We start from the raw sequence: 1,636 nt of genomic DNA, 5'->3' as shown, positions 1-1,636 counted from the left end.
CAATAATAGCTTTTAATTCTTTGGCAAATTCTCTGGATGCGATGGATTGATGCCGATTTTTTAATCTTATCGAGCAGAAGGTGACATCCATGTCTTCTCCGGTGATTTCTAAGGCAATTGTGTTGCCTGTAAGAATATAGGGGTCATATTTCAATCCGAGTTCTGTATAAAAGCCAATGGCAATGCCCTCGGCGATCACGCGTTTGGCCGCTTCCGAGTTTCCAAGTTTGAATAAAATGTTCGGTTCCCCGTACTTTTTGAGCTTTTCAATTAAGTACTCGGAATTGAGCAGGATAGGTTGATTCGCCAGTTCCTCGATGGAGATGCTTGTCCGGTGAGCGAATGGTGAATTTTTGCCTACACAKGCCATAATTCGGTTATCCATCAGCTTTTCTACGGTCAACTGCTTATTGTTCTCTTCGTGCTCCTTTGACACAGCGATTAAACCCATATCGACGTTGCCGGAAAGAACCTCTTGTTTGATCTGCTGGTAATCAAGCTCCAGCATTTCTAGCTCTACTTCAGGGTGTTTTCCTTTGAAAACCGCTAGCGCTCCTGGGAGCACGCTTAAGCACAGGCTGGGTACGGACGCAATAGAGAGGACTCCGGAGAGCTCTTTGTCATGATGACTGACGGACTCCCGGAGCTCCTCGACTTTGCTTATAATTTCTTCTGCTTTGCTTATGATCAGCTTGCCTTCTTCGGTAGGTGCGGCGCCAAAACGTGATCGGTTAAAAAGCTTAACGCCAAGTTCCTCTTCTAAAGAGACAATGGCTTGTGAAATATTCGGTTGGGAAACATGCAGCTTCTCAGCTGCAAGGGAAATAGAACCTGTTAGGTTGATTTCGATCATATACAGCAGTTGTTCAATACGCATAATTCACCCTGCCCCTGTAGGATATATTGGAGTAAATATATCCCATACATCAGGGGAAGGCAATGATAGTGAAGGCCTATTTTAATAGGAAGGGACCTCTGTGTTTAGTTTGTTGTTCTCGCGTATTTGCGCATTAAAAACGAAGCGGGAAAGCACAACGCTGATTTCATAGAGAACAAACAAGGGTACAGCTACCATCAGATGCGAAATAAGGTCAGGCGGCGAAATGAGGCTAGCGGTGATGACGAGCACGAGATAGGCGTACCGGCGAAATTTGTGCAGCAGCTTCGGATTGAGCAGCTTGATTCGCGTCAGGAACATCACGACGATAGGCAGCTCGAAAGCGATGGATAAGGGGAGCACGATGTTCAGCATAAAGCCGAAATATTGAGCAACACCATAGGTTTGAGTTAAACCAAGGTTTTCCGTGATCCGAACTGTGAATGTCATACACATCGGGAAAACGACGAAGTAGGCGAAGGAAAGGCCAATGATAAAGCAAAGAAAGGTATAAGGAATATAGCGAAGCGTAGCGCTTTGTTCTTCCTTGGTAAGACCCTCTTTTACGAAACCCCATAATTGAAATAGGATAAAAGGCAGCGTAATCGTAAGCGAAATTACGAAAGCAATCATCATATAGATGCGAATGCCATCCATGGGAGAGAACACATGCCAACTTATATCAGAAGCCGGTGGTGTTTCTTTGAAATAAAGGAGAATTTTCTGAGCTGCGATAAAGCCGCCAATCATGGTAAGAAC

General features: G+C 44.7%; 2 protein-coding genes. Both read right to left on the bottom strand.

What is annotated here, in order from left to right; all coding sequences use genetic code 11:
• Positions 1-877: LysR family transcriptional regulator (locus tag AC1DUA_RS36690; RefSeq protein WP_477504415.1), on the bottom strand; the 877-nt coding region annotated here is incomplete at its 3' end.
• Positions 878-958: 81 nt separating this feature from the next.
• A partial coding sequence (gene tatC / locus AC1DUA_RS36685) for a twin-arginine translocase subunit TatC (RefSeq protein ID WP_477504414.1) occupies positions 959-1,636 on the bottom strand: 678 nt, incomplete at its 5' end.

The organism is Paenibacillus sp. 01T422, assembly GCF_056398785.1.
This window is presented reverse-complemented; position numbering and strand designations above follow the sequence as displayed.